The sequence below is a fragment of the Ignicoccus hospitalis KIN4/I genome (assembly GCF_000017945.1).
Taxonomy (GTDB): Archaea; Thermoproteota; Thermoprotei_A; order Sulfolobales; family Ignicoccaceae; genus Ignicoccus; species Ignicoccus hospitalis.
Genome location: NC_009776.1, coordinates 178342 through 202401, shown reverse-complemented (window position 1 = coordinate 202401; position 24060 = coordinate 178342). Strand labels below are relative to the sequence as shown.

Sequence of the window (24060 nt, the reverse complement as noted above, 5' to 3'; positions counted from 1 at the left end):
GTAGCTCCGGGTGCCGAGAAGAAGGTGAGGAACACCCTACGGGGTCCGAGGCCTCGGAGCCCGACCTCCAATCACCTTTCAGCGCTCAGCTTGCTCCTCATCGGCGCCGCGGGCCTCCCTTCACTCTTTTTTAACCTCCCTCCCTCGTGCCCCTCACGACGAGGGGTAGATGAGGATGAGCAAGCCGTTCTACGTTAGGTTTGAAGTGCCCCCCGAGTTGGCCGAGAAGGCTTACGAGGCTTTGAGGAAGGCCAGAGAGAGCGGCGGGAAGATAAAGAAGGGTACTAACGAAACTACCAAGGCCGTCGACAAGGGCCTCGCGAAGCTGGTGCTGATCGCGGAGGACGTGGACCCCCCAGAGATAGTGGCGCACTTGCCCTTGCTCTGTGAAGAGAAGAAGATACCTTACGTCTACGTGCCCAGCAAGAAGAAGCTCGGGGAGGCTGCCGGCATAGAGGTGCAAGCCGCTGCCGCCGCCATAATAGACCCCGGCGCGGCCAAGGACTTGGTAGAAGAGATAATCAAGGAGGTAGAGCAGATAAAGGCCAAGGCCGGGCTCTGATGTCGGAGTTCGAAGTAATTGAGGAGTTTTTGTCGATTCAAGGCGAGGGCAGCTTGGTGGGGACGCCCGCCTACTTCGTGAGGCTCGCGAGGTGTAACTTGCGCTGCCCTTGGTGCGACACGAAGTACTCTTGGTCCCCAGGACTCAAGGTCCCCGTGAGCGAGGTAGCGGAGAGGGCCCTCGAGAGCGGCGTGGGCCTCATAGTGTTAACCGGCGGAGAGCCCCTGTTGTGGCAACTGGAGATAAGGAGCTTTTTGAAAGAGCTCGAAGAGAAGGGGTTCAAAGGGCTCGTCCAAATAGAGACCAACGGCACGATCTACCCCAGCGCCCTGGAAGGACACGAAATCTGGATTACTGTAAGCCCCAAAGTTACTTGCGATTACTACATAAACTTCCCGTCAACAGTCAGGAGGATATTGGAGAACTTCTCGGGGGAACTGAAGTTAGTGGTGCGGAGGACAGACCTAACGTGTGTAAAGAAGTTCCTCGAAGAGCTCGGAGACGTCCCGAGGCCCGTGGTCCTCCAACCCTTGGACGAGGGCGAGGGTTACGCGTCCGCCGCGAGGGAGCTCGTCCTCGAGGTGTTGAAGGACGACTACCTAAAAAGGAGGGTGAGGGTAGTACCCCAAGTCCACAAGCTCCTCCAAATGCCCTAACCCACGCTGAAAGTACAGCTCTCGCAGACCGCCTCGATCACCCCTACAGCTGACACCGCCCCGTTGCCCTTCTGGATCCACGAAACTATGTCGTCGAAGGTCAAGCTGCCCTCTTGTTTTAAGGAGTAGGGGAGCAGCGGGTTGGGGTCGTAGCTCTCGGCTAACTTTACCTTGAAGCTGAAGGTGCCCCCTTGTTGAACTACCTCCCCGGGTATTATCGGCCCGACCGCTACGCCCACCCCGCCGCTGGGCAAGTACTGGAAGGGGTTCAGGAACTTCACCATCCACGTGGTTTGAGCGTTTGCTTTGGACTTGCACCACCCTACGGCGTCGTTTACGGTTTTCTTGAGGACTTCCTCGTCGCAGCTGACGTCGAATTTGTAGACCGCGTTCAAGGTGTCGTTCAAGTAGCAGAGGGCTACGAGCTTGTTGAGGTTCCCGAAGGCGACCTCGGTGAAGTTCTGTTTGCTCCCGTCGCCTAAGTTAGACACTTCGGAAACGGTTTTTACTACGTCATACAAGGAAACCGACTTGAAGACGTTTCCGCCATACCCCTTTATCAAGTACACGCTCGAGAGCCACCAGCTCTTGCCGCTCCCTACCTCCTCTAAGCAAGCGAAGGGAACTGCGTCCTTCTGTCCGTTGGCCTCGCTCTCGCTGTTCGTGTAGTTTTCCACCACTACCGTACCTATGACCTTCGCCGGAGGATTTATTAGGAAGACGTTCTTCTGGCTTTCCTCCTTTATCTTTTCAGATTGTTGCGTCACGGACGTCATATAGAATGATGCCAAGAATGCAGCCGCCGCTAAGAAGATTACTATTAACACTAGCACCTCAACTACGTTGATGACTCCCTTCCGCAACCCTTGATGCCCGTCGAAGCTTCCGGACCTCCCGATATAATCCTAAGAAAGTTCTGCGAGGGGGCGACGGGGTGCTGGACCTAAGCGCGGACGTGGGCGGGCTGAAGTTGAGACTCCCCCTGATGCCGGCCTCCGGGATATTGGGAGGGAGCCCGGATGCGTTGGAGGCCGTGGCCAAGAAGGCGAAGGTAGGGGCTCTAGTCACCAAAACGCTCACTCTAGAGCCCCGAAAGGGGAACGACCCCCCTATAGTGGTCTCCACGCCGTGCGGGCTCGTGAACGCCGTGGGGCTGGCCAACCCCGGAGTCAAGGTCGCGAAGGAGTTGGTGGAGGTCGGGAGGAAGTACAACCTACCGGTGGTCGTGTCTATAGCTGGTAAGGACGAGCGAGAGTTCGCGGAGGCCGCTTGGGCTTCCGTGGACGCGGGCGCCAGCGCCTTGGAGTTGAACCTCTCGTGCCCCCACGCGAAGGGGTTAGGTCTCGAGCTGGGGATGGATATAAATGCCGTTAGGAAGGTAGTAGAGGCCGTGGCCACCACGGTTAACGTGCCGGTGTTCGCCAAGCTCGGGCTCGTGGACAAGCTCGTGGACACCGCCAGCGCCGCGCTGGACGCTGGGGCGTCCGGCCTGGTCTTGATAAATACGATAAGGGCCATGGTAATAGATATTGATGTTATGGAACCCGTCCTAACGAACAAAGTAGGCGGGCTGTCTGGGAGGGCCATCCACCCTATAGCCGTGAGGGCAGTCTATGAAGTCTACAAAGAACTCAAGGCCCCCATCGTCGGCGTCGGTGGGGTGTACGAGTGGAGGGACGCCGTGGAGCTCGTGTTGGCTGGGGCGAGTGCAGTTCAGATAGGCAGCGCCGTGGCCGATAAGGGGCTCGGGGTGTTTTCTGAGGTCCTCGCCGGGTTGGCTTGGTGGCTACACTCCAAGGGGTTCCGCTCGCTGAGGGAGGCCGTGGGGGCTGCGGTGAGGTAAGGTAAAAATGATCCTCCCCGTATAACCTAACGGCGGTGGGCCTCCTTGGCACGCGTCTACCTACTGATTAAGACTGAGTCGGGCATGGAAGAGAAGGTTTACCAAGCTTTAAAGGGCTTGGACTACGTCAGCAGGGTCGACATAGTAACCGGGCCTTACGACGTAATAGCAATCTTCGAGGCCGACAGCTTGAGTAAGATAGAGGACTACATACTCAACAAAGTGAGGAAGAGCGAAGGAATTAGGGAGACCACCACGCTAATAGCCCTCACGGCCTAAAGCCTTTCGATAGTAAGTTTTTCCATGCCATCGCGGTCTAGGAAAACCCTCACTAAGTACACCTTGCCCCGGTGCTCGAAGAACATCACTTCTTCCTCGTCGTAGTCCTCGTCGTCTATGAACTTGGCCTCGTGGGGGAGCACGAGAACGAACTTATCGTAGACGCCGCGGGGGGTTAGGTGCTTGCCGGTCACGCATATTACCGGCGACTCCTCGCGTTTCGAGAGCATAATGCTCTCCAGGAAACCCTTGGCCTCGTCCTTCCTCTCCAAACAGCTCATTAGCCTTTCCCTAATTCTCCCTTCGCTGATGCTCTCTATAACAAAGGCGAAGGGCTCCTCGTGCTCCACCAATTTTTGAAAACCCTTCAGGCTCTTCTCATTCGGCGTTTATTAGTGACGCCCTGCAACGGCGTTATTACCCGAGTTTCCTCTAGATCTGCAACGGGACGTACTTGATTCTCTCCGACGGCGGCATAAAATCCTATTTAAGGAGGGGACTAATGAAGATAGAACCCTTCGACGAGAACCAAGTGCGCGAGAACGGGGTAGACTTGACCATTGGCCACCAATATGCGAGATTCAAAAATACGGAAGACGTATTGGACGTCACCAAGGAGGAAGACTTGAGCAAGTACTACGAACTGGGCTTTATGGACGACGAAGGGATAGTGATAAAGCCTTACGAACACGTACTTCTCCACACGAGAGAGTACATAGAAATGCCGGCCGACTTAGTAGGCTTGGTAAATCTAAAGAGCTCCTTCGCGCGCTTGGGCCTTTACATACCGCCGACGGTTGTGGACGCGGGCTTCAAGGGCGAAATAGTGATTGAAATAATCGGGAGCTCCTTCCCCGTGAGGGTGAGGCCGGGGGTGCCGTTCATTCACTTGGTCTTCCTCAGGACAGACTCTCCCGTGTTACGGGACTATAGCGTTAGAGGCCATTATCAAGGACAAAGGGGGATAAGGTTGCCCAAGCTGCCCATAAAGCTCTGACTACGCCTTAAGCCACCAAGGCTTGCCTCTTCTCGTAAACGAGCTCCCACGAGCGGACGTCCTTCATCTCCTTCCCGACTACCTTGGGCGTGGCCTCCTCCCCCTTCCTCACGTAGTATATTTCATAGGTCACGTAATCTGCGCCCAAGCTGACGTAGGCCTTCGCCGCCGCCCTCTTCGTGAGGGGGTAGCCCAGCGGCCTGTGCTCCCTTCTGGGCGCCTCCACCCCGTGCACGTGGGCACACAAGGTCCTGCCCCCTATGGCGTTCTTCCACAACTCTATTACTTCGTCCACATCTACGTCGTTCAACTTCAACTTGTGCCTCTGCATAAAGGTAGTCACCGCGTGAGCCACGTCGAAGCAGAACTTCGCTCTCGTCTCGTCCTTCAATATGCCGAAGAACTCGGGGGTTCCCAAGTTACCTACGTTCTCCACCGCCGCCTCTACAGACATCTCGCGCGCGAAGTCCGTGAGCTCCGCGACCGCCTCCTTCCCGGCCTCGTAGACCTCGTCCACCGTGTCCTTGAACAGCTTCTCCGGGGTAGTGACGTGGTAAACTACGTACTCCGCGCCGAGCTCTGAGGCCATCCTTATGGACTTCTTTATGATATCTATAGAGGCTTTACGTACCTCGGGCCACAGCGTAGCTACGTCCAATCCCCTCCAAGGGGCGTGAAAGCTCACCGCCAATCCGAAGTCCTTAATCTTCTTAACTATCTCGGCAACTAGGTCGGCTTTGTACGGAAGGGGGTAATCCAAGCTGAACTCCACGTAATCGAAACCGGCCTCTCTGGCCTCCTTCAACAGCTCTTCCAGCTTGTCTAACTGTCCCTTCCAAGCGGCCCAGCCGTACTTCCTCGTCATTATACCCCTACGCCTAGGCTTCCGGGAGGACGCATGTTTATTTTAATAGCGGGGGTCCCGGGTTCAGGAAAGACCACGGTGGCCAAGGAACTGTCGAAAATGATCGGCTGTAAGTCGCTCAGCGTCACGGACGTAGTAGTTAAAAACAAGCTTTACGTAGATGTGGAGAAAGATGAATGCGGCAAACCGTTATACGTAGTTGACATGGACAAGTTAGAAGAGTTGATAAAGGGGTTAGAGGGGTGTTACATAATAGAGGGCGTAGTGGTCGACTTCGTCCCGCCCGAGGCCACGAAGAAGGTCCTGTACCTTCAAGCCCGACCCAAGACCTTGATCGCCAGAATGGAACAGAAGGGCTACTGTAAGGAAAAGATATGCTCCAATTTGGAGGCCGAGTTGGTAGGGTCTTACTTGCAAATGTTGAGGGGCCTCTACGGCGACAAGGTGGTCTGTGTCCAAAGCGACGGACCCTTGGATAGGACCCTCGAGGAGGCGTTAAAGGCGGTGAAGTGCGAGAGGCTCCCGTGCGCGCGCTGGTCTCAAGAGGACTTCGAGGAGTTCTCTAGCTATTGCTTATGATCACCCGCGCCAGCTTCCTTTGGGCGACTATGGCCTCCCCCACGTCCAACGATATTATCTCCTTCCACAAGCTCGGGTCTCCGACGCTCTCCGCGACGTACTTGGCGTCGTCCACCTCGCGTATCCCGTGTATTATCTTTACGTAGCTGTTCTTCATGACGTTCTCGCTCATCGCTCGGGGGGACTGGGTCACGGCTATCACGTGGAGGCCGTATTTACGACCCTCCATGAATATCTTGTCGGCAACGCTCAACTCGGAACTTTTTGGAATTACGTTGTGGGCTTCCTCAACGATGACGTAAGTCCTCTTCAACTCTCCCCCTCGAGCCTTGGCGAACAAGTAGGCCAAGACCGCGTGGGAAACGAACTTCTTCGCGTACTCGGTGACGTACCCGCTCAAGTCTATCACTAATCCGCCCTCAGTCAAGGACTCCAAGTCGGTTATCTCGAACTTACACGTCCCCCTGACTGTTAACATCTCTAGTTTTCTTAATAAGGAATACTTGCTCTCCCTTATCCACCTGCTTAACTCCTCTAAACTCTTTAAATAGAAAATGATGTCCCTTATGCCGAATTCCCCTCCCTTCGCATATAACATCTGAACCACCTTCATTAACAAGTAGTACTGCGCATCGGTCAGTTTGAGCGAGTTCGCCAAAGCGTCCATGAGTTCCAGCTGGCCCAAGCTCCTCAGCCTGTTCAAGCTAATGCACTCTATCCTCTTCGCGACGCCCCTATACTCCCCGTGCCAGTCGAGGACCAACTTGTTGTGGGCGAGCTCTTTGAATATCTTCTTGGCAGTGGTACTCTTGCCGCTGCCGGTGGATCCCACTATTACTGCGTGCCTCCTCAAGTTCCTCTCGTCCAAACAGAACGGCGATCCCGTGAAGGCCTCCACGCCCAAGCACACGCTCCCAGAGAGGGGCCACCAGCCGGAAGGCGCCGTTAGGCCCTTCGAGCCGAAGCACTTGCTCGCCTTCAGCCCCTTAACGGCCGCAAACCTAGCTTTGATCACGTCAATGAGTTTCTTGCTCCTTAAGCAACAAACTTCACAAACCAATGTCTTTCTAGAAACGTTTAGGGTCAGCTTCGCGTCGCAGCCGCTCTTCTCGGCCACTTGGGACAAATAGGAGATCAAGGGGGTCAAATCTAAGTCGTCTACTACTTTGAAGCAAGCCCTCCTACAAATCAACGCTCGTTCCGCTTCTTTAAGGCCCTTTTAATGGGGGGTCGGCCAGCGAAGAGAGGTCCTCACCGTTCGGCTCCGCCGGAAGACGTCATCCCCTCACTACGTTGTGGAGGGCCATGAAGTCCTCTTCGAAGCCCCCTAGCTCGGGGAGCTCCACGCCGGCCGACTTGAGCTCCTCCACCGTCACGGGGTCGCTCAGCTTCTTGCCCAGTACTTCCTTCTTAGCCTTCCATACCTTGGAGTTGAGCTCCATTATAGCTCTGCCCTTCTCGAGCGTGGCCTCGTCGCGCCACTCCTCCGGGGCCTCCGGCAAGCGCTGGGCATGAACGCTCTCTGAGGAGTAGAGCCGGCGCCACAAGTAATCGCTTATCGCCGGAGAGATCGGTGCCAATATCAACAACAAGTTCTTCAACACAGTATGCAAGGTCCACCAGGCGGCCTTAGCGTCCTCCTCGTCGAACCTCTCGTCCATCATCCTGGCCCTCTTCTTGCTGAGCTCTATATAATGAGAAGAGAACTTGTCCCACACGAAGTGGTAGAACTCCTCCGCCACGGTGTGGAAGTCCATCTCGGCGTACGCCTTCCTCACCTTTTCTATTAGCTCAGCCAGTTCAGCCAAGATCCACTTGTCGGCCTCTCTCAATTCCACGCGACCCTCCGGGTAAGGGAAGGAAGATACGTACCTTGCTACGTTTAAGAACTTCGTTAAGAACTTCTGGGCGCCTTGTATTTTGTTCTCAATCACCCTGTAATTCTCACCCGGCTTGACCTCTAAGGCTATCCAGAAGCGCGTCGCGTCTGCGCCGTACTTGTTCAATATCTCTTCCGGCATTATAACGTTCCCGTACCTCTTACTCATTTTCTTACCTTTGGGGTCTAACCCCATTCCGTTGATGAAGACTAAATCGAACGCCCTCTTGCCGGTCAGCTGGTGAACCCTTAACAAGCTGTAGTACAGCCACGTCCTTATGATGTCGTAACCTTGAGGCCTCAGCTTTACCCCCTCGAGGAAGGTCTTCTTCCAGAACTCCTCGTCCCTCATGTACTTCGTTATGTAAAGCACCGTCACCGATGAGTCCATCCAAGTGTCGAAGACCCTCTTCTCGCCCTCCCACTCCCTCGCGCCGCACTTCGGGCACTTGTCTATAGGGGGGTCCTCCTTCCACGGACGGTAATACCTCCCCGGAGGGGGGACGTACTTGTAGCCGCACCTCTTACAAGTCCAAACGGGAATTTCTGTGGCGTAGAACCTCCTACGGGATATCGGCCAGTCCGTGCTCACAGAGTCTATCCACTGGAGGAGGTTCTTCTTGTACCTCTCCGGCTGCCACTTCATCTCTTCTGCGTACTTTTTCAACACGTCTTTGAACTCTAGCTGCTTGAGGTAGTATTCCTTCATCGGTATTATTTCGATGGGCGTCTCGCACCTCTCATGTACAGGGACCTTGTGAACTATGTCCTCTACCTTGACTAGGTATCCTTGCTCCTTCAATAGTTCGACTATCTTCATTTTCGCTTCCTTGACCTTCAGCCCGGCTATCGGGCCGGCACACTCTGTCATCTTGCCCTCTTCGTCTATCGCCTTCACTGGAGTCAAGCCGAGCTCCCTGAATATTTGCACGTCGCGCCAGTCGCCGAAGGAACAGACCATCATCGCTCCGGTGCCGAAGTTGGGGTCCGCCATCTTGTGGGGCAAGACCGGTATCTCGTGACCATATATCGGAACTATCACCTTCTTGCCGTGATACTTCTTGTACCTCTCGTCGTCCGGGTGCACTACCACGGCCCTACAAGCACAGAGGAGCTCCGGTCTCGTGGTAGCTATCACGAGCTCCTCGTCAGAGTCCTTAACCTTGAACTTTATGTAAGCCATTATACCTTTCATCTCCTTGTACTCTACCTCTGCGTCCGCGATAGTGGTCCTACACTTGGGGCACCAGTTGTTGGGCCTCTCAGCCTCGTACACGAGGCCCTTCTTCCACGCCTCTATGAAGGTGGCTTGGGTGAACGCCCTATAGTCCGGAGAGTCCGTCTGATAGGGGTTATCTATATCAGCAGCTATCAGTAGTCTCTTCAGAGTCTCCTTCATCTTCTCTACCCAAGAGTCTAAGACTTGGCGACACGTCTCGAGGAACTTCTCTCTGTCAGTCTTCCAGGGTGTCAAACCCAAGTACTTTTCGACGTAGAGCTCTATCGGCAACCCGTTCCTATCGAAGCCTATGGGGTATAGCACTTCATAACCCATCATCCTCATAGCTCTCGCTATCATGTCGTGCATCGCGTAGCTTACGGCGGCCCCTATGTGCCACAAGGGGGCAGGATAGGGAGGGGGCGTGTCTATAACGAACTTCGGCTTGGGCGAGTTAGGGTCGAACTTCCACCAGTCCTCCTTCTCCCACCACGACCTCACTTGGTCCTCTATTTTGAAGTCCCACCTCTTGAGTTCTAGCTTCGGCTTGAACTCCACCGCTTGCCCCCGCTCGGGTGACCGAGGCCCGTTTAGAACCACTCCCAGCCGCGGGGGTCGAGGGTCCTGCCCTTGTAGACCACCTCGGGCCTTCCCGGGAGCACCTCGCCTATTGCCCTACCCTTGACCGCCTCCTCGACGGCTTCGCTCGCGCTCGGGTCGACCACGAAGACCGGCAAGTACTCCTCGCCGCCGTAGAGGCCCTCCTCGCCTAGGGGTCCCGGAGGGGGCTCGTGGAGGGCTATCGTAACGCCGGAGGCCCAGGCCAGCTTGTATAAGCTAATCACGAGGCCGTCGCTGGAGTCCGTAGAGGCGTGGACGTACTTCTCGTATCCCCTCAAGCGTTCAAGGAGTTCTAAGGGGACTTTTGGTCTCTTGCAGTGTTCCCAGTACTCGCCCCTCAAGCACCTATTTATGCAGCCCCAGCACCCCTCAGGGACCACCACCTTGTCCCCCGGCCTCGCCCCTCCCAGCCTAGGAGGGTCGAGGTCGCTGAGGCCGAAGCAGAAGACGTCCACTGCTGCCTCCCCCTTGTTCGTGTCCGCTCCGAGGAAGGCGAGGCCGTACTCCTCTGCAGCCTCTACTATTCCTTCGACTATCTCTCTTACCTCTTCAACGTCGCTCCCGTAGACCGAGTGAAGGAAGTACTTTGGCTTGACCAGCTTCGCCACCAAGTCGCTTACGCACGCCGTCACGCCCCTCCAACCTACGTCCCTCAAGTCCATAAACTCCAACAAAACACCCTTCGCAGAAAACCCATCGACGTTGAACACCAGCCGGTAGTCGCCAACCTTGATGAAGTCTACGTCGTCCCCGGGCCCCAAGAGGCCGGCCCCGAGCCTCCTCCGCACTATGGCGAGCAGCTCGTCCTCAACCTTCATAGCCTTACCGCCCCTCGACGTTCGGGGAGGCCGTCGGGGAAAACGGTATGAGGCTCGTGGCGTGGAGCGCCGGGCTCAACGTAGAGCGGAGGAGGGTCCACGTAGCGTTAATAGTCAAGTGTAACGGCAACTGTAACTCAATATTATCAAGAGCATTCGAGATCTTTAAGCCCATAGAGGATAAGCCAATATTTACTTGGAGCGACTACTTCGAGGGCTTCGTCCTTTCGACTAGGTTCCCGAAGCCTTTAGAAGAGGTAAAAGCGTTTTGCGAGAGCGCGGCAGGGGGCCTAATTGAGACGTGCGACCTCCTTGTTGACGATCGTGACTCTACTTAGTGTGGCGTACGCCGCCACCCCTATGAGTCCCGTGAGGATCTACGGGTCTTACGGTTTCACCTTCGACGGGAGAGGGATTATGATGATTGAAGGAATTAAGCTATACGATAACTTGTTCACCAAGCTCTACGTAAAGACACCACTCGAGGTCTGCGAGGGAGCGGAAGCGTGTTCCCTATACTATGAAGGTATAATGAACTTCTACCCGGCTTTGGGCACTCTGGAAAAGTTCATGGAAATAAAGTTTAAAGTGCTTACAAACGTGCCCCCGAGGTACGCCGCCCTCAAGGACTTGCTAGGAGAGACGGCGGAGAAACTGTTCGTGATGTGCACCGTAATCCCCAGGCCGGAGGTGGCGAGCGCTACGGTAGCTGGCTCAGTAGCTAAGTTCTTGGCGCTTAACATGAGGACTTTCTACTTCTTCGCCCTAGCTCCGTACAACGTAGAGTTGAGGAAGGGTGACACAGTCACCATGACCTACTTCATCTCCACCTCCCCCTCCGACGTTTCGTTGTACGGTCGCCGAATGATCGCCAAGGGCAACCCGTGCCCGCTGGGCTCCCCTTACTACGCCCCGGTACCGGACGTCTACAACTTCGGCGGGATAACTAACATAACCATGCAGTGGGGCTGGAGCGTACCAAACGCCCTAAAGCCGGTGGGCTATTGGGACTTCCCCCGGCCGGCCTACTACGTGTTCACGGTCAAGGGGGCAGTGGGCTACGCTGCCCAAGGGGGTTACACCTCCAACCGAGGTCCCTCAGGCTTGATAACCGTCCAACCGATGATAGTCAGCGTCGGCCTCTCTGCGTACCCCACGGCCCCCTTCTCCATAAATCTTCCCCCGAGTTACGTGGGGGCTGTAATGCAGAGCTTCGAAGTGACGTTCGCTAGGAAGTGTCCCGGGGACGTCGACTTAGACGGCAAGTACACCATGAAGGACTTCGAAGTGGTCGCGTGCATGACCAACTTGATAACGAACCGGAAGTATTGTAACGTAGTGATAAACAATCTTCCCCCTCAGCTTAAGGAGATCTTTAGCATGACCGGAGACGTCGACCAGAACGGCGTGGTAAACCAGAACGACGCGCTAGTTCTGCTCAGCTACGTAGGCACCGATTGTCCCGCCGCGGACTACGCCTCGAGGTGAGGAGAGGAAAAACTAAATCGTAGCCGGGTCGGGAGGCTACTTCCGTTCACGCCTCTGCGAATAGTACCACCAGTACCACCACCTCCAGCCCGGCCCTCCCCAAACAGGGGGCTCGGGGAATTCGTCCTCCTGAGCGCCTTGGGGAGGCCTCGCCTCTTGGACTGGCGGTTGCGCTACGGGGGGCGCGGCGTAGTAGTGCCACCACCAGCGGGCGCCCCACTTGCCGAAGCGCCTTCGACCCCACCCCCTACCTCTACCCCATCCCTTGCCAAACACCGCTTACACCACGTTAGACGCTCCTAACTCAGTGTAAATAAGTGTTACCGAGGGGCGCCTTAAGGTAAAGGGCGGGGATGCTCTTCGCAGTCATAGGCCACCCCATAGAACACTCGTTGTCACCCTTGCTACACAAGATATCTTTTGAGCTGATGAAGGTAGAAGCCGAATACGTGAAGGTGGACGTACCCCCTCACAGGTTAGGGGATTTCATGTCTTCCGTAGACATGATTTTTAATGGTATAAATGTGACCATTCCTCATAAGGTCGAAGTATTGAAGTACGTAGACGTGGCCGACGACCTCGTAAACGAGGTGGGAGCTGCAAACACCTTGAAGATAAAGGACGGAAAGATATATGCGTTCAATACTGACGTTGAAGGCGTTAGAGGCAGTATAAAGGACGCCGTAGATCCGAAGGGCTTGAAGGTGGCCGTCTTGGGTGCCGGCGGGGCCGCGAGGGCGGCCGTGGTAGCTCTGAGAGACGAGGCCCAAGTGACCGTTTTCAACAGGACGTTGGAGAAGGCCAAGAGGCTCGCGGAAGAGTTGGGCGTCGATTACGCGGGCCTCAACGAGGTCGACAAGATAAAGAAGCACGATATCATAATAAACGCGACTCCTGTCGGCATGGACGGCGTTTCTATGCCTATACCTCCAGACGTGATAGAAAGTAGACACGTGTTAATGGATATGGTCTACAGACCTCTGTACACTCCCTTCCTAAAGGTAGGGCTCGCGAAGGGTGCGAAGACAGTAAACGGCTTGAAGATGTTGGTTATCCAAGGGATGGAGAGCGAAAAGGTGTGGCTGGGAGCCTCCCCTTACTGGAGGGACGTATACGAGCGACTTCTGGCCTCGCTCGCGTAACTTTTAGGAACACGAACAACCCTTAAGTTGCCTTTTGGTCTCCCTAAATAGGGGTAGAGAGCTTGAAGAGGCTCCGCTTCAGGTTTACCAAAGCGAAGTGGAACATAAACGCGTTGAAAGACGTGCTGGGTAGCATAGCGGAGTCGTTCCCTGAGTCGGAGGTGTTGATATTCCGGAGCGGGAGGAACATGCCCATACTTGACATAAACGTCTACGTAGACGAAGAGCAAGTAAGCGACGAAAAGATAAAGGAAGCCGAGAAGAAGATATTCTCCGTACTTACTGATTACAACATAAGCCACGTCGTCTTCAGGGGGATAAAGATATTCGAGGTGTCGAGGGAGGGCGAGGAGGGCGGCTCTGAAGAATGACTTAAATACCGTTGTTACTACAGATAGCTACTGGGACAAAAAAGTATGAGCTCAGAGAAGTTGAACTTGACTGAACTTGAGAAGAAGGCACTCAAATTAATTATTGAGGCTGGAAAGGACGGCCTCCTCCAGCAAGACCTCTGGAAGAAGCTCAATATAGACAGTCGCGACGGCTCCAGAATAGCTCTTCGGCTCGCCAAGAAGAAGCTGATACATAGGGAGTTGGTCACCGTAAAGGGGAGGAAGACCTACAGGCTCACCGCCTTGGTAGACAAGGTACCGGAAGAGGAGGAGAGCGAGGAGAAGAAGGAAGTTAAGTATGAGAAGAGAATTCCTAGAAGCATCAAGCTGGACGTCAAGGTAAGGATGGGACTAGTCGCTAAGATCCCTTGTACCTCTTGTCCCCACGCCAACCGTTGCGGTCCCGGGAACTTCTTCGACCCCGCGACGTGCACCAAGCTGGGCCAGTGGCTCGAAAAGGCGGTCAAAGCACTGGAACGGAAAAGCGCCAAGAGAGCCACTCGCGTATGACCCTAGGCACCTCCGGCGTTTCCTCTGCGTGGTAGTGTAAGCGGAAGCCGCACCTCCTACACCTAGGCCCGTCCCATCCCAAGAGCGTGTCGTTCTCCCTCACCGCGTTCGGGGTGCCGCACCTAGGGCACTTGGTGTCCTCCCGGTAGGGCTGGGTGTGGTTGTAGACGTAGTAAAAGCCCATCTTCTCTACCTTTAAGTAGTCCGGCCACGAGAAGAGGTGTACGGGCAAGTCCTTAGGGGCCTCTTCGAGCGCCTCTAGGTTGGTTGGGTAAACTTCCAAGTGGACGTCGTCATAGGCCTTCAATTGGGCCCTCAAGTCCTCGGGGGAGGAGGTTTGCATGAGCAACGACGCCCCCTTGGGGAGCTCGAGGGGGGCGTCGTACCTCACGGCCACCCTGAACCCCCTCCTCAAGAGCTCTTCCGCTACCTCGTAAGGGAGGGGCCCGTCGAAGACTAAGGTCTTCGTCGAGTACTTGAGCGCCCTCTTCACTATCTCCTCAACGGAGAGCTGCCTCCCCTCGCCCCTCAAGAACTCCAGGGGGCTCTCTGGGGGTTCCCAGCTGTCCAAGGAGATCCACAACGCATGGGCGCCGGGCACGTAATGGTATATATAAAGTCGCTCGATGTACGTAATCTGCCCAGCTATTACCTTTAGGCTCATGCAACCACCATATTTAGCTCCGCCGCATCTCCCCTATGGGGTTAAAGGGTGAACAAGCAGAGCAATGAGGTACAAAGAAAGATAGTGATGCCCGGGGACTTAGTAGTGAAGGGCAACTATACTATCAACCCAAAGTCAATAATGTACTTGTACAAGGTGGGAGACGCGGTTTACGCGGCAGTGGCGGGGATGGCAGAAATAACGAACGGTACTGTTTCCCTCATCCCGTTTGAGGGAACTTACATTCCTAAGCCGGGAGACTTAGTAATAGGGGTAGTGGAAAACTTCGTAGTGACCCACTGGCAAGTGGACATAAACTCGCCCTACATAGGCATACTTCACGTCAGCAACCTCCTGGGGAGGCCCTACAACCCTGCTAAGGACAATTTGAAAGAATACTTAGATATAGGAGACTATATCATAGCCAAGGTAGAATCATTCGACAGGACTAAAGACCCGATACTGAACGTGCAAGGTAAGGGATTGGGGAGGGTCGTAGAGGGCAAGATAGTAGAAATAAAGCCGTCAAGAGTGCCTAGGGTAATAGGAAAGAAGAAGAGTATGTTGAACGTCATAAAGGGAGACACCGGCTGCGAAATCATAGTGGGCGCCAACGGCAGGATATGGATCAAGTGTCCCAACAAAGACCTCGAGGACATAGTAACGCTGGCAATAAAGCTAATAGAGAGGGAGGCCTTCGCTACCGGCCTAACTGAGAAGGTCAGAGTTCTTATCGCCACCGAAAAGCACGAGAGGGGACTGCTATGATGAAGGAGCCTCCCGTGCCGCTAATAGTGGACGGTAAGCGCCACGACGGAAGGGGGCCGGCTGACCTCAGGCCCTTAGAGATGAAGGTCGGCGTGCTATACAACGCAGACGGTTCGGCGTGGCTTAGGATAGGCGGCACCGAAGTGGTGGCAGCGGTCTACGGCCCCAGGGAGCCGCCGATGAGAGGCATGGTCCTTCCCGACAGGGCGGTGATTAGGTGCAGATACCACATGGCTCCCTTCAGCACCGACGAGAGGAAGAACCCGGCTCCGAGCAGAAGGGAGATAGAACTCTCTAAGGTAATAAGGGAAGCACTTGAAGCGACCATACTGACCCATTTGTTCCCCAGAACGATAATCGACGTCTTCATAGAGGTAATAAGGGCTGACGGGGGCACTAGGACTGCCGCGTTGACCGCTGCCTCCCTCGCTCTGGCCGACGCCGGCATACCCATGAAGGGATTAGTTGCGGGGGTCGCTGTGGGAAAGGTTCAAGGGACCTTAGTACTGGACATAGACGAGCTGGAGGACATGTACGGAGAGGCTGACATGCCCGTAGCGGCTATACCGTCTTTGAACAAGATAGTGTTGTTACAGCTAAACGGAGTTTTGGAGCCCCGCGAGTTCCCCCAAGCCCTCAAGCTGGCTTGGGAGGGCATCAAGAAAATTCATGCAATGCAGAAGAAGGTCTTAGCGGAGAAGTACGGCGGGGGTGAGGCCTAAATGTCCATAACGCCGTTTAACGTCCCTATCGTGCCCAAGCTGAAGAGGGATACCATACTGTCCCTCGCCAAGAGGGGGACGAGGATAGACAAGAGGAGGCTCGACCAGTATCGGCCAATCAAAATAACGCTAGGCGTAGGTGGGAAGGCCCACGGGAGCGCTTTGGTAGAGATAGGCAACACCAAGGTTCTAGCCGGCGTAAAGGTCGAGGTGGGGAAGCCCTTCAAGGACGTCCCGGACGCCGGGGTGCTTAACGTAAACGCCGAGCTGCTCCCGCTGGCCTCCTCGGAGTTCGAGCCGGGCCCGCCGGACGAGAACGCGATAGAGCTGGCGAGGGTCATAGACCGCGCTCTGAGGGAGCCCGGAGTGATAGACTTGAAGGAGTTAGTCCTCATACCCGGCGAGAAAGTATTAGTAGTGTGGTTGGACGTTTACGTGCTCGACCACGACGGCAACTTGTTCGACGCATCCATGCTAGCGTCCATGGCCGCGCTGTTAGACACTAGGTACCCAGAATACGTCGTCCGGGAGGACGGGAGCGTGGAGGTAGACGAGGCCAACAAGAGGCCGCTACCGATAGCTAACAAGGTGGTTAGCGTAACGCTGAACGTGCTCGAGAACTTGTTTATGGTAGACCCGACGCTGGAGGAAGAAGTGGTGGCGGACGGGAAGATAGTCTTCGCGTTCGACGAAAGGGGGAGGTTGGTGGGACTACAGAAGAGCGGGCCCGCTTGGCTGGACTTGGATAAGAGTACCACTGCCTTCAACTTGGCCTACTCCAAGTATAAGGAGCTGTTGGAGGTCCTAGAGAAGAGCTTAGCGGAGCGCTGACCTTACGTTCACGTACTTTAAGTGGTCTAAAGGTACAGAACGTCTGATTACTGCGTCTGTAACATCAGACTCCGGGACGACCGTTTGCAATGTGTAGAAGAGGTAAGTAAGAGGTTGGGGAAGAGAAGTGGCTGCGTGCCCCTGAAGGAGCTGATTGCCGTCCTCGACTCCCTCGAGGCAAACGAAGAAGTTAAAGAGTCCTGCATAGAACTCTTTAAACAGTTTCCGTGCGTTAGCGGGAATGAGATTCGTAATGACCTTGTTGACTTAAGGAGAGTTAGGCGTGTAGTGGAGCTCGTGGACCTCTTAACTATATTGTACCAAATAGAAACCAAGAACGCTCAGATACTCGAAGTGAAGCTAAGGGAAGACTTGAGCCCCAACTGAAGCTTTCTACCCCGACGCGCCTTCACGGTTGAGGGATCGATAGCTTGAACGTCCTCTCCAACGCGCTCCTGGCCACGCTTAAGTCGGTTCTTTCCCAGTATTCTTCCTCCCGTGTAGAGGACTACTGTTTATGTAGAAAGTTGAGCTACGCACTCGTTGACGGACGCATGGGCTTCGCGTTCTTGCCGGAGTGCGAGGGCTTGACAGAGGTCGTGGAGCCAAAAGCGTACGTGAGGAAGGTCTTTTCCCTCGCTTGGAAGGGGGAGGCAGAGACCTCGCTCGCGCTGGCGACTATGTCAGCCCTCACCCACAAATGGATAGACGAGGGAGGTGAAGTGGACTTCGACTCGACGTCGTTAATCGACGTGGTGGACATTAAAAAAGGAGACAAGGTAATAATGATAGGATACATGAGGAGGGTCCTAGACGAAATAGTGGAGAGGGGGGCGCGAGTGATATTGTACGAAGACAACTACAGGTTGCGCTGCGAGGCCAAGCAGCTCGGGGTAGAAGCCTACCCCGGCTCTTACGTTTTACTGGAGGACAGCGCAGAGGTTGTAATAGCCACCGGGGCCTCCTTGCTAGACCCTCGGGGGCCTTACGTCTTAGATAAGGTTTCGGCCAAGGAGAAGGTCTTGTTGGGGCCTACCGCCACCGTTCACCCGTACTTCGCGAAGCTCTTAGGGGCCACCCGCGTGGGCGGCAGCTACGTCCCGAAGGAAAGTCAAGAAAAGGTGTTGAGCGCCATAAAGGCCGGCTACGGCTACCACAAGCTAGTCAAGCTTGGGCTGATCAAGAGGTGGTTCGCCAAAGCCTCTTGAGTTTCTTATAAAACCTATAAGCTCTACTGGCCTCGTAGGCCGCGGCGGTGAAGGCGCCGTAGGACAAGTACTCCCTCGCGTGTCGGAGGGAGAGGACCAACAAGGCCCGCGCCGGCCCCTTGAGGGTCCTCCGGACGGCCTCCACGCACGCCTCGGCCAAGCTCATGGAGGTTCCTCTGACGACCACCCTCTTCTTGAAGTACTCCACCTCGGGGAAGCTCTCTGCGCTGGCTTGGTAGGCGCTCAACAATATTATCGCTGAGGACAGCAACAAGAGGGCGCTCACCGCCGCCTGTAACGGGTGCGTCTCGCCCACCGGGCCAGACACCACCTTAGGGCCTTCAAAACGCCCCTCCTCGGCCACTTGCCCTCCAGCAAGTACTCCCTCTGGGCGTGTTCCAATTCCTTTATGCCGGTGATCTCGGCCACCTCCCTAAGGGTGAGCCCCTTCGCGCCGTAAACCCGCTCGACACACCTCCTGAACGCCAAGGGCCACGCGACGAGCCAACCCTTCAGGGGGGCTGCGTAGATCGAAACTAACAAGAGCGCTGATATCATTACCAACAGCTCCAAGGGGTTTGTACGGAGGGCCGGCGGAGCGGTCCTCGCGCTCGCTCCTCTCCCTCCTCCCAGCTCTTGGATTGTTTGAGCTTGAGGAGCCGAGCGCTGTAAGGGGGTGCCGGAGGCGCTCGCTAGGGTCAGCGGCGGGGAGGGATCCCAAGGCACCCAGCCGCTGGGCGTCCAGACCTCCACCCAGAGGTGAGTTGGAGTAGTGAATACCCTAAGGCCGTCGTTGACGTAGCTGTTGGCGAAGCCGTAAACCACGCGGGCCCTAATGCCCATGTCGTTGAGGAGGACCGCAGCCGCCGTCGCGAAGTGAACACACATCCCAGTCTTAGAGACGAAGAGGAACCAGTCCGCTGCGTCCCCCGCCGGGGTCCCCGAGTAGCGCAGCGCGTACCGGTAGTTGTCCCGGAGCCACGAGGTCAAGTACCCTAGGAGCTCTCTAAGCGTTTTATCTCTGAACCTCTCGAGGAGCTGCGCGGCTAGCGCTTGAACCCTCGGCGTCGACCAACCCTTCGGCTCGCCCAAGAGGGAGGAGACCCTGTAACCGAGCTCCGGGTATTCCCCGTAGGGGAACGGGGCCCCGTACTCCACTCTTACCTTAATCACGAAAGAGTCACTCCTAAACTCGTCTTTGATCTTCGTGAGCCCTTGTCCTTGGGGCGTGTAGCCCGGCGCGGGCTGCGGCACCGGCATCGCGGGGTACAACATTATCGCGTAGGGCGTCACGCTGATCTTGTACTCCGCGCCGCCTAGCTTGCCGGAGAGCTCTTCGTCGCCCTTAACCCAAGCGTCGCCCGTGTAAACGCTGAAGGAAGCTACTCTGAGCCACTTGGCGTCCGGAGGGGACACGGACGCCAAGACCACCCTCGGCCCGCTTACGTCCCAAGAGTAGGGTACCTCCACCCTCCCTCCAGCCACTAACGCGCCGGCGTTCAAGGGCTCCAACGAGTTCAACATGAAATATGCAATAGCTAAAGTCACTAAGGCTACTATGAATCTCATGCGGGGGGCTCCACCTCTTCGAGGACCTCGCTGACTACCTTAAGAGCGGCGTCCCTGGAGGCGAAGAGCCTCGTCGTGGGTACTTCGACAACTATTCGGTGGGCCAACACGTACGGAGCCACATACTTGACGTCGTCGGTGAGCGCCACGTCCCTACCTTCGATCGCCGCCTTGGCCTTCGCCGCCCTAGCCAAGTGGATCGCCGCCCTCGTGGTTGCCCCTAACAGCACCCCCGGGGCCCGTCGGGTCGCCCTGACCACGTCCACTACGTACTCCGCCACTTTCCTGCTGAGCTTCACCGCCTGCGCCCGCTCTATAGCGTCGATAACGTCCTCCGGGCCCGCCACGGGGCTCGCCGAGGGCTCCCTCGCGCGGCGCTCCGAGTCGAGTAAGACTGCCATCACTTCCACCTCCCTCGGCGGGAACCTCATGTCTATGCTAGCGAGAAACCTGTCCTTGGCAGCCTCGGGAAGTTGGTAGGTACCGACCATCTCAACGGGGTTCATAGTAGCTATAACGAAGAACGGCTTCGGCAGCTCGAAAGTCTCGCCCTCTATGGTCACTTGGCCCTCTTGCATGGCCTCTAACAAGGCAGATTGCGTTCGGGGCGAGGCCCTATTTATTTCGTCGACCAATAGGACGTTCGTGAATATGGGCCCTTTGACCGTTCTGAACTCCCCAGTCTTGGGGTCGAATATCTTGCCCCCTAACAAGTCGGCGGGCAACAAGTCGGGGGTCATCTGAACCCTCCTGAAGCTCAGCCCTAAGCTCTGGGCGAAGAGCTTCGCCAGCGTAGTCTTGGCCACGCCCACTACCCCTTCCAAGAGGGCGTGGCCTCGGGACAGCAAGGAGATCGTTAGGACTTCCACGGGCCTCTCGACGCCGGCTAAATGCTGCGTTACGTTGTTTAGTATCTTTTCGTACAACTCCTTCGGCTCCACGGGATCGTGCCCCCTGGTGTGGGAGCCTAACAGTCCCCCCTTTCATTCTGAGGCCTTACGGCCTCCGTCCAGGGGGTCGGCGCGCGGTTTTGGAGCTCTCTCGCGGCGTTATTTACTTTGAGCCGGGAGGGCAAGGGGCCTCTGCCCTTCACCGGGGAGGGCCCGTTGGTTGGGCGAGGGGAAGTTTTCACCCTCTTACTCTTCTACTTGGTTTTGTCAAAGACGCGCGAAGCAATTGTTACCAACGCGACCACCTCGGCCCAAGACTTCTTAAAGGTCTGCAACGACACAGTTACCGTTTATCTCAACGGTTTCCCAGAGTACGTTGTTATAGGAGAGGGGTGCTTGACCGTACCCCTCTTGGCTAACAACTTTACTCTGCTAGACAACAAGGTGTTCTTCTGGAACTCGACCCCAATAACCTTGATGAAGGAAGATAATGAAGGTACGAGAGGTTTAAGCGTTCCTCCATGGGTCGCGCCCACCGCTTTGCTCTTGATCCGTGGGTTGCTATCTAAGAGAGCAGCTCTTTGAGGTCGACCACGCTCTCCTTACACACCCTCTCGGGACCGCAGAACTTCACCCCTTCGAGCTCTAACAGCCTCCTCTTGAACTCCTTACCCAAGGCGTAACCCCCCAGCCTACCGTCTGACATAACTACGCGGTGGCAAGGGTAAACCACCAAGTCCTCGTTTCGCGCGAGCATCGCGCCCACCGCCCTGGGGTGGGTACCCAACAAAGAGGCCAACGAAGAGTACGTGGTCACCTTCCCTAACGGTATTAAGAGCAGCAATTCTTTCAGAAGCTCCAGCCTTCTCAACAATTTTACCCCTAAGGGCCGTCTTGGGTGGGACTCGAGAGTTGGTTATATATTGGAGGAGGCCCCTCGACGGCCAAGGTCAGATCGGGGAGAGGTGTCCCTTAATAGAGGAGGCGACCTTGGGCAGAGTTGAGGACAGGCCTTTAGCTTTCGTGAGCGCACACTTCTGCTTGCTCTGTCCTTACAGAGGGAAAGAGTGCAAGAGGCCTATATGGTTCCCAGAGGTGGGCGGACTCGACGAGAAGGCGAACTTGAAAGAAGAGATATACGCCCGCTTGAAGGGTGTCAAGAAGTGATGTTACTGACCTATACTGGCCCCGCCTCGGGCCTGGCGAGGCTTTACTCAAACGCCTTGATGGAGCTCAAGGGAACGTTTGCCCCGGTGTTGAGGCCCGAAGAGGTTTCCCAAAGGTACTTGCCCTTTTCGGAGGGGGGAGGGCGAGCCACGGTCTTCGGCCTCGGGGACCCCTCGAGCACCTTGAGGGTCTTGGAGGCCTTGAAGGTCGCGGGATACGAAGTGGAGCTCTTCAGGCCCCCTCTGAAGGGGCTCCCCTACGAGCTCGAGGGCAAGCTGAGCGCCTACCCGGCCCGCGAGGTCCCTCCGGACTTGTTGCAAGCCCTCGTGGAGGTCGGGTCGACGGTCCTAAGGGAGGCTCTCGAGGGCTCGGACAACCCGAGGGCGGCTAGAATTAAAGAGGACTTGGAGGACTTGGAGATCCCTCTCACCTTAAACCTGGATATCGATATGATTATATATACAAACAGCATGGAAATGGCCGCCCAAGCTTTAAGCTACGTAACCAAGGCGCCCGCTTTGTATTATCAAGAGGCGCTCGGCGCGGAGCTCCGCAACAAGAAAATAGTGATCTTGACGACGTCGTCCGAAGAGCACTGGGTGAGGGGGATGGCGGTTAGGATGAGGGCCGGCCTAGTGAGCTTGCCCTACGACCCCCTCGTAGCCCCCTTGAGCTTCGTGGCCTCGTTAAGGAAGGTCATCGCCTATACGAGAGCCGATAATCTCTGAGCAACCTGCGCTCCCTCAACTCGCCCTCTAGAGGGGTCACCATGACTTTGGGTACCTCCTCCGGGGGATAGTTGGCCAACGCCCACATAAGCTTGACCGTTGCCACTTCAGTTAACATGTCCCCTAAGGGGGTCGCCCCGGCCTCCAGCATCTTCCTCCCGGTCGCGTAGACGTTCAAGTTTGTGGTGCCGTGGACGCACTGGGTCGTCACGCCGACGAATATTCCGGACTCGGTCAACTCCTTTATGGCGTCCACCAAGTACTCCGGGACGTGGCCCATTCCGGTGCCCTCTATTATCACCCCTTTGAAGCCCTTATCCTTGGCCAAGTATAGGAGGTCCGGGGGCATCCCGGGGTAAGCCCTTAGCTGGAGCACCCGCGGCTCGAAGGAGTTCATCAGCTTCGGGGTCCAGTCGCCCCTCGTGCGCAGCGGCCGGGACTTCGGTTCGACGTCGCCGGTCCACGGCCACACGTAAGCTAGGGGCTGGGCACATATGCTCTGAAACGCGTCCCTGCGCGTCGAGTGGAACTTCTTAGTCCTCGTGGCTCTGTGCAAGACCACGAAGGTGTCGCTGCTTTCCCCGTGCATCGCTATTATGGACTCCGCTATGTCAGACCTCGCGGCCGCTATAGTAGCCCCTATGAGGTTCAGCGTAGCGTCGCTGGAAGGCCTGTCGGAGCTCCTCTGCGCCCCCACGAACACGACGGGTTTGTTTATCTCTCTTATTGCGAACGCTACCGCGGAGGCGGTGTAAACCATCGTGTCAGTCCCGTGGGCCACCACTACTCCAGCAACCTCCTCCCTCAGCAGCTCCGCGTGTACCGCTTCCGCCACGCGGCTCCACATCTCCGGAGTCATGTTCTCCGAGAGGACGTCCATTATCTGTTCAGCCTCCACGTCGGCGTAGTCGAGCAACTCCGGTACCTCCTCTACGAGCTCTTCCGTACTCATGGCTGGCTTCACGGCGCCCGTTTCGTAGTCTATCCTAGAAGCTATGGTACCGCCCGTGCCTAACACCTTTACCAAAGGGTAGCCCGGCCTCCTAGGGGGCTTCTCGCCCTTCTCCCTCCGTTGGGGCTTCCTCTTAGCCACGAGCTCTAATTCCTTTATCCTCCTTACGTCTATCCCGACGTTGTAACCGTTCTTCAGCTTGACGACTATGTACCTTCCGCCCTTCGGCCTGGGCATGAGTATGCCTTCGACTACTAAGCCGTCATCCCTCACTACCTTAATCACGTCCCCTACTTCTATGCCCTTCTGGAGAAGCGAGGCCGCCAAGTCGGACGGGTAACTCAACTGCTGCGCGCCCCGGAAAGAGGCGAGGTTGAGCATTAATCTTATGTGAGGGGGGAGGTGCCCAGGGGTGCCGGGGTCCCTCACCGCCCGCCATCGGCGGCCCTCGGGACCCCAGGGGGCCGCGGTAAGTGAAGCTTAAGCTTTATTTTTGAATGCCCCTCGGGGCGAGGGGAGGACGAGTTGAGGAGGAGCGCCGCCCTTAAGGGCCTCACGCTCTTCGAGATATCCATAATCTTGTTATCCCTAATAGCCACGTTGGCTTGGGTATACATGGTGTACAAGATAACTACCTTGATCGACACCTTACAAACCAACCTAAACGCCATGTTTGGAGGCGCATAAAGGAAAAGCTATTTTTTAAGACAT

The 24060-nt window shown here is 56.1% G+C and carries 32 protein-coding genes; 20 read left to right on the top strand and 12 right to left on the bottom strand.

From position 1 onward, the window contains the following. The first annotated feature begins 175 nt into the window (after positions 1-175). Both rpl7ae and IGNI_RS01190 read left to right on the top strand, forming a co-directional pair. On the top strand, positions 176-562 hold the full coding sequence (gene rpl7ae, locus IGNI_RS01195) for a 50S ribosomal protein L7Ae (RefSeq protein WP_011998266.1): 387 nt from the start codon (positions 176-178) through the stop codon (positions 560-562). After that, positions 562-1218 carry a 7-carboxy-7-deazaguanine synthase QueE gene (locus tag IGNI_RS01190; RefSeq protein ID WP_011998265.1) on the top strand — a complete coding sequence of 219 codons (657 nt, stop codon included), beginning with the start codon at positions 562-564 and terminating at the stop codon, positions 1216-1218. The genes rpl7ae and IGNI_RS01190 overlap by 1 nt, the downstream gene beginning before the upstream one ends. On the opposite strand, the gene IGNI_RS01185 is transcribed toward IGNI_RS01190, so the two are convergent. Next, positions 1215-2081, bottom strand: a complete 867-nt coding sequence (locus IGNI_RS01185) for a hypothetical protein (RefSeq protein ID WP_011998264.1) — start codon at positions 2079-2081, stop codon at positions 1215-1217. The genes IGNI_RS01190 and IGNI_RS01185 overlap by 4 nt on opposite strands. A gap of 71 nt (positions 2082-2152) precedes the next feature. On the opposite strand from IGNI_RS01185, the gene pyrD reads away from it, so the two are divergent. Then, complete coding sequence (gene pyrD, locus IGNI_RS01180) at positions 2153-3061, top strand: dihydroorotate dehydrogenase PyrD (protein WP_011998263.1); 909 nt, start codon at positions 2153-2155, stop codon at positions 3059-3061. 45 nt (positions 3062-3106) lie between these two features. Continuing rightward, positions 3107-3340 (top strand): Lrp/AsnC ligand binding domain-containing protein, encoded by a 234-nt coding sequence (locus IGNI_RS01175; RefSeq protein ID WP_011998262.1) that lies wholly within the window; start codon positions 3107-3109, stop codon positions 3338-3340. Here the strand turns inward: IGNI_RS01175 and IGNI_RS01170 are convergent. Continuing rightward, positions 3337-3693 (bottom strand): hypothetical protein, encoded by a 357-nt coding sequence (locus tag IGNI_RS01170; protein ID WP_011998261.1) that lies wholly within the window; start codon positions 3691-3693, stop codon positions 3337-3339. The two genes, IGNI_RS01175 and IGNI_RS01170, sit on opposite strands and share 4 nt — an antisense overlap. A 101-nt stretch (positions 3694-3794) precedes the next feature. Between IGNI_RS01170 and dcd the strand changes: the two genes are divergently transcribed. Continuing rightward, a complete protein-coding gene (gene dcd, locus IGNI_RS01165) occupies positions 3795-4337 on the top strand; it encodes a dCTP deaminase (RefSeq protein ID WP_011998260.1) in 543 nt (180 codons plus the stop codon). Positions 4338-4344: 7 nt separating this feature from the next. On the opposite strand, the gene IGNI_RS01160 is transcribed toward dcd, so the two are convergent. Next, positions 4345-5202 (bottom strand): sugar phosphate isomerase/epimerase family protein, encoded by an 858-nt coding sequence (locus tag IGNI_RS01160; protein WP_011998259.1) that lies wholly within the window; start codon positions 5200-5202, stop codon positions 4345-4347. A gap of 33 nt (positions 5203-5235) precedes the next feature. On the opposite strand from IGNI_RS01160, the gene IGNI_RS01155 reads away from it, so the two are divergent. After that, on the top strand, positions 5236-5781 hold the full coding sequence (locus tag IGNI_RS01155; protein WP_011998258.1) for an adenylate kinase family protein: 546 nt from the start codon (positions 5236-5238) through the stop codon (positions 5779-5781). On the opposite strand, the gene IGNI_RS01150 is transcribed toward IGNI_RS01155, so the two are convergent. The 3 genes from IGNI_RS01150 to IGNI_RS01140 form a co-directional block, all read right to left on the bottom strand. After that, on the bottom strand, positions 5765-6973 hold the full coding sequence (locus IGNI_RS01150) for an ATP-binding protein (protein WP_011998257.1): 1209 nt from the start codon (positions 6971-6973) through the stop codon (positions 5765-5767). The genes IGNI_RS01155 and IGNI_RS01150 overlap by 17 nt on opposite strands. An 85-nt stretch (positions 6974-7058) precedes the next feature. Beyond that, positions 7059-9437, bottom strand: a complete 2379-nt coding sequence (locus IGNI_RS01145) for a valine--tRNA ligase (RefSeq protein ID WP_011998256.1) — start codon at positions 9435-9437, stop codon at positions 7059-7061. Positions 9438-9469: 32 nt separating this feature from the next. Further along, a complete protein-coding gene (locus IGNI_RS01140; RefSeq protein ID WP_011998255.1) occupies positions 9470-10318 on the bottom strand; it encodes a thiamine-phosphate kinase in 849 nt (282 codons plus the stop codon). Between the two features lie 47 nt (positions 10319-10365). Between IGNI_RS01140 and IGNI_RS01135 the strand changes: the two genes are divergently transcribed. The 5 genes from IGNI_RS01135 to IGNI_RS01115 all read left to right on the top strand — a co-directional run bounded on the left by IGNI_RS01135 (position 10366) and on the right by IGNI_RS01115 (position 13850). Beyond that, the gene (locus tag IGNI_RS01135; RefSeq protein WP_011998254.1) at positions 10366-10656 is read left to right on the top strand and encodes a hypothetical protein; all 291 of its coding nucleotides are present in this window, start codon (positions 10366-10368) and stop codon (positions 10654-10656) included. A gap of 79 nt (positions 10657-10735) precedes the next feature. Continuing rightward, on the top strand, positions 10736-11806 hold the full coding sequence (locus IGNI_RS01130; protein WP_148202193.1) for a hypothetical protein: 1071 nt from the start codon (positions 10736-10738) through the stop codon (positions 11804-11806). A 353-nt stretch (positions 11807-12159) separates the two neighbouring features. Continuing rightward, positions 12160-12948, top strand: coding sequence for a shikimate dehydrogenase (gene aroE / locus IGNI_RS01125; protein ID WP_011998251.1), 789 nt, complete (start codon positions 12160-12162; stop codon positions 12946-12948). Positions 12949-13010: 62 nt separating this feature from the next. After that, the gene (locus tag IGNI_RS01120) at positions 13011-13319 is read left to right on the top strand and encodes a hypothetical protein (RefSeq protein ID WP_011998250.1); all 309 of its coding nucleotides are present in this window, start codon (positions 13011-13013) and stop codon (positions 13317-13319) included. 45 nt (positions 13320-13364) lie between these two features. Then, positions 13365-13850, top strand: coding sequence for a hypothetical protein (locus tag IGNI_RS01115; RefSeq protein ID WP_011998249.1), 486 nt, complete (start codon positions 13365-13367; stop codon positions 13848-13850). Here IGNI_RS01115 and IGNI_RS01110 read toward each other — a convergent pair. Continuing rightward, complete coding sequence (locus tag IGNI_RS01110) at positions 13804-14514, bottom strand: hypothetical protein (protein WP_011998248.1); 711 nt, start codon at positions 14512-14514, stop codon at positions 13804-13806. The genes IGNI_RS01115 and IGNI_RS01110 overlap by 47 nt on opposite strands. Positions 14515-14562: 48 nt before the next feature. Here IGNI_RS01110 and rrp4 point away from each other — a divergent pair, with 48 nt between their 5' ends. From rrp4 to IGNI_RS01085, 5 genes are all read left to right on the top strand, one after another. Continuing rightward, positions 14563-15282, top strand: a complete 720-nt coding sequence (gene rrp4 / locus IGNI_RS01105; RefSeq protein ID WP_011998247.1) for an exosome complex RNA-binding protein Rrp4 — start codon at positions 14563-14565, stop codon at positions 15280-15282. Then, positions 15279-16004, top strand: a complete 726-nt coding sequence (rrp41, locus tag IGNI_RS01100) for an exosome complex exonuclease Rrp41 (RefSeq protein WP_011998246.1) — start codon at positions 15279-15281, stop codon at positions 16002-16004. Before rrp4 ends, rrp41 begins: the two co-directional genes overlap by 4 nt. Further along, complete coding sequence (gene rrp42, locus IGNI_RS01095) at positions 16005-16835, top strand: exosome complex protein Rrp42 (protein WP_011998245.1); 831 nt, start codon at positions 16005-16007, stop codon at positions 16833-16835. An 84-nt stretch (positions 16836-16919) separates the two neighbouring features. Further along, positions 16920-17222, top strand: a complete 303-nt coding sequence (locus IGNI_RS07710) for a hypothetical protein (RefSeq protein ID WP_011998244.1) — start codon at positions 16920-16922, stop codon at positions 17220-17222. A 44-nt stretch (positions 17223-17266) separates the two neighbouring features. Continuing rightward, the gene (locus IGNI_RS01085; protein ID WP_011998243.1) at positions 17267-18043 is read left to right on the top strand and encodes a Rossmann-like domain-containing protein; all 777 of its coding nucleotides are present in this window, start codon (positions 17267-17269) and stop codon (positions 18041-18043) included. Here the strand turns inward: IGNI_RS01085 and IGNI_RS01080 are convergent. Genes IGNI_RS01080 through IGNI_RS01070 form a run of 3 tightly spaced genes read right to left on the bottom strand, consistent with a single transcriptional unit; the run spans position 18015 to position 20553 of the window. Beyond that, on the bottom strand, positions 18015-18317 hold the full coding sequence (locus IGNI_RS01080) for a hypothetical protein (protein ID WP_187145981.1): 303 nt from the start codon (positions 18315-18317) through the stop codon (positions 18015-18017). The genes IGNI_RS01085 and IGNI_RS01080 overlap by 29 nt on opposite strands. A gap of 8 nt (positions 18318-18325) precedes the next feature. Beyond that, positions 18326-19612, bottom strand: coding sequence for a transglutaminase-like domain-containing protein (locus IGNI_RS01075; RefSeq protein WP_011998242.1), 1287 nt, complete (start codon positions 19610-19612; stop codon positions 18326-18328). Then, entirely contained in the window at positions 19609-20553 is a 945-nt protein-coding gene (locus IGNI_RS01070; protein WP_011998241.1) for an AAA family ATPase, read from the bottom strand. The genes IGNI_RS01075 and IGNI_RS01070 overlap by 4 nt, the downstream gene beginning before the upstream one ends. A gap of 165 nt (positions 20554-20718) precedes the next feature. Here IGNI_RS01070 and IGNI_RS01065 point away from each other — a divergent pair, with 165 nt between their 5' ends. Beyond that, entirely contained in the window at positions 20719-21087 is a 369-nt protein-coding gene (locus IGNI_RS01065; protein WP_011998240.1) for a hypothetical protein, read from the top strand. Here IGNI_RS01065 and IGNI_RS01060 read toward each other — a convergent pair. After that, positions 21068-21373, bottom strand: coding sequence for an MGMT family protein (locus IGNI_RS01060; protein ID WP_148202303.1), 306 nt, complete (start codon positions 21371-21373; stop codon positions 21068-21070). The two genes, IGNI_RS01065 and IGNI_RS01060, sit on opposite strands and share 20 nt — an antisense overlap. Before the next feature lie 41 nt (positions 21374-21414). Between IGNI_RS01060 and IGNI_RS01055 the strand changes: the two genes are divergently transcribed. Both IGNI_RS01055 and IGNI_RS01050 read left to right on the top strand, forming a co-directional pair. Continuing rightward, complete coding sequence (locus IGNI_RS01055; RefSeq protein WP_052569814.1) at positions 21415-21669, top strand: hypothetical protein; 255 nt, start codon at positions 21415-21417, stop codon at positions 21667-21669. Then, a complete protein-coding gene (locus IGNI_RS01050; RefSeq protein ID WP_052569812.1) occupies positions 21666-22397 on the top strand; it encodes a hypothetical protein in 732 nt (243 codons plus the stop codon). Before IGNI_RS01055 ends, IGNI_RS01050 begins: the two co-directional genes overlap by 4 nt. On the opposite strand, the gene gatD is transcribed toward IGNI_RS01050, so the two are convergent. Further along, on the bottom strand, positions 22366-23694 hold the full coding sequence (gatD, locus tag IGNI_RS01045; protein WP_011998237.1) for a Glu-tRNA(Gln) amidotransferase subunit GatD: 1329 nt from the start codon (positions 23692-23694) through the stop codon (positions 22366-22368). The two genes, IGNI_RS01050 and gatD, sit on opposite strands and share 32 nt — an antisense overlap. 180 nt (positions 23695-23874) lie before the next feature. Between gatD and IGNI_RS07705 the strand changes: the two genes are divergently transcribed. Next, positions 23875-24036, top strand: a complete 162-nt coding sequence (locus tag IGNI_RS07705; RefSeq protein WP_011998236.1) for a hypothetical protein — start codon at positions 23875-23877, stop codon at positions 24034-24036. The last annotated feature ends 24 nt before the right edge of the window (positions 24037-24060 follow it).

Bases quoted from the DNA above. Each gene is read 5' to 3' on its own strand.
- rpl7ae (WP_011998266.1), top strand. From the start codon at position 176: ATGAGCAAGCCGTTCTACGTTAGGTTTGAAGTGCCCCCCGAGTTGGCC.
- IGNI_RS01190 (WP_011998265.1), top strand. From the start codon at position 562: ATGTCGGAGTTCGAAGTAATTGAGGAGTTTTTGTCGATTCAAGGCGAG.
- IGNI_RS01160 (WP_011998259.1), bottom strand. From the start codon at position 5,202: ATGACGAGGAAGTACGGCTGGGCCGCTTGGAAGGGACAGTTAGACAAG.
- IGNI_RS01155 (WP_011998258.1), top strand. From the start codon at position 5,236: ATGTTTATTTTAATAGCGGGGGTCCCGGGTTCAGGAAAGACCACGGTG.
- IGNI_RS01140 (WP_011998255.1), bottom strand. From the start codon at position 10,318: ATGAAGGTTGAGGACGAGCTGCTCGCCATAGTGCGGAGGAGGCTCGGG.
- IGNI_RS01135 (WP_011998254.1), top strand. From the start codon at position 10,366: ATGAGGCTCGTGGCGTGGAGCGCCGGGCTCAACGTAGAGCGGAGGAGG.
- IGNI_RS01130 (WP_148202193.1), top strand. From the start codon at position 10,736: ATGATGATTGAAGGAATTAAGCTATACGATAACTTGTTCACCAAGCTC.
- aroE (WP_011998251.1), top strand. From the start codon at position 12,160: ATGCTCTTCGCAGTCATAGGCCACCCCATAGAACACTCGTTGTCACCC.
- IGNI_RS01115 (WP_011998249.1), top strand. From the start codon at position 13,365: ATGAGCTCAGAGAAGTTGAACTTGACTGAACTTGAGAAGAAGGCACTC.
- IGNI_RS01110 (WP_011998248.1), bottom strand. From the start codon at position 14,514: ATGAGCCTAAAGGTAATAGCTGGGCAGATTACGTACATCGAGCGACTT.
- rrp41 (WP_011998246.1), top strand. From the start codon at position 15,279: ATGATGAAGGAGCCTCCCGTGCCGCTAATAGTGGACGGTAAGCGCCAC.
- rrp42 (WP_011998245.1), top strand. From the start codon at position 16,005: ATGTCCATAACGCCGTTTAACGTCCCTATCGTGCCCAAGCTGAAGAGG.
- IGNI_RS01075 (WP_011998242.1), bottom strand. From the start codon at position 19,612: ATGAGATTCATAGTAGCCTTAGTGACTTTAGCTATTGCATATTTCATG.